The following is a 3,719-nucleotide window of genomic DNA, read 5'->3' as shown; positions in this document are numbered from 1 at the left end:
CTGGTATAGTTTGTACGCATTAGAAATAGGAACTCTCGCGTCATTCTCACCGTGCTGAATTAAGGTGGGGGTGCTAGCTTGTTGAATATTGGTCATGGGTGAGGTTTTGGCGTAAATATCAGGATCATTCCAAGGGGTAGCTTGCAGATACTGCTGGGTGAACGGATGAATATCGGTGCTAACGTAGTAAGTAGTCCAGTCAGAAATACCCGCCCCAACACTAATCGCTTTGAAACGGTTAGTATTCGTAGTTAGAAAAGCCGAAATGTAGCCACCCTGGCTCCAGCCCATTGCTCCCATCCGGGTAGTATCAATCATATTTTGTCCAGCTAGATAATCGACTCCCGACATTACGTCCCACATATCGCCCACGCCTAGATTACGAACATTCAGCGAGCGAAATTCTTCTCCGTATCCGGCTGAACCTCGGTAGTTAGGTCGTAATACCAATGCACCTTTTTCCAGCCACTGATTAACCGGATACACCGAAGATACTACCGGAGTGGGAGTGTCTACGCCGGTGGGTCCACCGTGGATGACGACTAATAGCGGATACTGTTTAGTAGGATCGTAGTCAGCGGGTTTGTGTAGTATTCCTTCAATAGTGGTTCCATCGCGACTGTCCCACTGAATTACTTCGCTACTACCTAATTTCATACTCTGAATTTGCTGCGTCATATTAGAAACCGCCACCGGTTCCCACTGCTGAGTATTGGTAGTGTATATTTCGGTAAGCTGAGTAGCGGATCGCCCCTGAAGAGCTAAATCTTCGCCGTTATGAGAAAAACTGAGTGCGTATACGTTGTCAGGATTCTCCAGCACAGGTTTAGACTTTCCGGTTTCAGGATCAATTTTGTACACGTACTGTTGAGTTCGCTGCCGAGCCAAGGCGTACATACCGTTAGGGTTCCAATGTAAGTTGAAAACCTCTTCATCAATATCGGTGGCAATGAGTTGAGGCTGCCCTTCACCATTGGCTGGTATCTTTAAAATTCTACCGTTTTTATAGAAGTTGGATAACGTATCCTCGCCACTCGACTGGTAGGCAATCCAGTCTCCATCGGGCGACCAAACTGGGTTTCCATCGTAGCCCGGAGTACTTACTAACGTACGGATTTTACGGTCATTAACGTGAATAATGGCAATATCGGCGGAGAAGAAAGAAAGCAACTGCGAAGTTTTTTGCCGCTGGAAAGCAATCTGCTGACCATCGGGTGACCAGGAGAAACGGCTCACCGAAAATTGCTCTCCCTGGGTAATTTGCTCGGGTTTGGGATGCTGAACGCAATCTTGGTTATCAATAGAATCGCTAGTGCAGGGCATTTCTTCGGGGCGGGGCCACATATCAGGCTCTACCGCCAGTGTCCAGAGGTGGTGCTGGTCGTATTCTTCATCTTCCACCACAAATTCGCCGAAGCGTTTTTTTCGTTCTTTTTCTAATTCCTTGTCTTTATCAGCCTGAGTGAAAGCAATCCGTAGCTCAGTAGGCGACCACGAAAACTGTTGGATGCCACCCTCTACTGAAGTTAATTGCTGGGCTTCTCCGCCTGCCGCCCGAATCATATAAACTTGATCTTCCTCATCTCGATTAGCCAAAAAAGCAATCCATTGACTATCGTGCGACCATTGGGGCTGCGTGCTGCTGCCTTTCTTGGTATAAGTAAGTTGAAAAGGAGTGCCTTCTTCCTTGTAAAGCCAAATCTCCTCATCGTAACGATTTTCTTTCCAGTCGGTGCTTCGTACTTGGTAGGCAATCATACTTCCATCGGGAGAGATCTGCGGATTAAAAGCACTCCGCAAAGATAGTATCTCTTCAAACTGGCGAGTAGCTTCCTTAGACTGGCTAAAAGCGGTGAATGATGCAGTATGAAGTAGAAAAAAAATCAGTGCTAAAATCTGCATTGCTTCAGTAATTAAGTGGAAAACGGGAATCTATAATTTGTCTACAAAGTCCGAAAAATCCAAATCTCACTGAAGCGTACTTTTTTCTTCACTTTTTAGTTGTTTCGCATATTCTAATAGTTAGATTTTATAACTTATTTTTAGGTTAAATGTAACTTTTTCTATATTTTAGCATTTTAGTAAGAATAAAATAGCTTTTTAAGTATTCTTTCGTGGTTTTTTGAAAGAAAGAATTGACTTGTTTGGCATGTACTATATTGCTAATTTTTATGTGCTCATTATCACGATTCTACTTAAATCTAGCATATCGCACTATTTTACTCATTGTTTTTGGGCTGTGGACGCTTCCCGTAGTGTTGGCTCAAACCAATGAAACAGCTAAACACAAAATATGGGTAAAGCTTAAGCAGCCAGTTCCCGAACACTGCGGAGAACCAGAGACTATTGCTACCGGAAAGCCATCTTTAGATCAACTTAGTAAGAACTGTAATGTGGTTGGCATTCGTCGGGTTTTTCCGCGTACTCATAAATTTGAGAAAGCTCATCGGCAGTACGGATTGCACCAATGGTATGAAATAGAATTTGCTGATACTCTATCTACTTCAGAAGATCAACTAGCGGCCCTATTTTGCAAAAATACTTGGGTAAGCTCTGCCGAATCCATTCCAATGCGAACCCTTTTCACCACCAACCAATCCGACACATTAGCTCCAGTAAATGATCCTCGCTACCAAGAACAATGGCACTATAATAATACAGGACAAAGCGGAGGGGCTGCCGGAGCGGACATTCGTTTAGACTCCAGTCGTCTCTTCAGCAGTGGTGACAGTCGGGTAGTGGTAGCGGTAATAGATGGTGGTATCGATACGAACCACGAAGATTTGCAGCAAGCTTTGTGGGTAAACCAAGCAGAGAAGTCCGGCGAAGCAGGGGTAGATGACGACGGAAATGGGTACATAGATGATGTGTACGGCTATGATTTTAGTGCCAATAAAGGACGAGTTTATTCTGATAAACACGGAACCCATGTGGCGGGCACAGTAGGAGCCGTTTCTAATAACGGAATTGGAGTAGCCGGGGTAGCCGGAGGTAACGGCGAAGAACCCGGGGTAAGGCTTATGAGTTGTGCGGTTTTTGGGCGATCGGGGCAAGGCGGTTTTCCCACAGCTTTTGTTTACGCGGCTGACAATGGAGCAGTAATCGCTCAAAATAGTTGGGGCGGTGGGAGTAAAAGCCAGGTGCTGGAAGCTGCTATACATTATTTTAATGAGCGGGCGGGTTACGATAACTCCGACGAAAAGTTTGCGCAGAATATTCAAACTGGACCAATGGCGGGTGGCTTGGTAGTGTTTGCGGCGGGCAATAATAAAACTAATCAAGTCAGAGCAGCGTATCCGGCTTCACTAGGAACCGTAATGGCGGTAGCTTCTCTTGACCATAACGATAAAAAATCAGATTTTTCTAACTACGGCGATTGGGTGGATATTGCTGCCCCTGGTTCTGATGTACTAAGTACGTTTCCCGGCAATAGTTACGGTTATCTATCGGGTACGTCTATGGCCTGCCCTCACGTGTCGGGAGTAGCCGCGCTGGTTATATCTCAGTTTCAGCGTAAAGGACTTACTCGTGAGCATCTGCGCCAAATAATGCTTGCCTCTGCTGACAATATTGATTTAGCAAATTCTTCGCATGTAGCGGATTTGGGGGTAGGACGCATAAATACGTATCGAGCCTTATCGAGCGATACCGATCAACCTCCGGCAGCTATCACTGATCTATCAATAGATAAAACGACTTTCAACTCAGTAGTCCTAAAC

Annotated in this window: 2 protein-coding genes; one reads left to right on the top strand and one right to left on the bottom strand. The window is 45.3% G+C overall.

Annotation, left to right across the window (positions count from 1 at the left end; translation table 11 throughout):
• Positions 1-1,902, bottom strand: a 1,902-nt coding sequence (locus WBA23_RS20335) for a prolyl oligopeptidase family serine peptidase (RefSeq protein ID WP_424584114.1), incomplete at its 3' end; no start/stop codon positions are given.
• 269 nt (positions 1,903-2,171) lie between these two features.
• Here WBA23_RS20335 and WBA23_RS20330 point away from each other — a divergent pair.
• Positions 2,172-3,719: S8 family serine peptidase (locus tag WBA23_RS20330; RefSeq protein WP_424584113.1), on the top strand; the 1,548-nt coding region annotated here is incomplete at its 3' end.

Source organism: Tunicatimonas sp. (genome assembly GCF_049647865.1).
In the GTDB taxonomy this organism is placed as follows: domain Bacteria; phylum Bacteroidota; class Bacteroidia; order Cytophagales; family Cyclobacteriaceae; genus Tunicatimonas.
The sequence above is the reverse complement of the archived record's forward strand: the minus strand, read 5'-3'. Positions and strand labels throughout refer to the sequence as shown.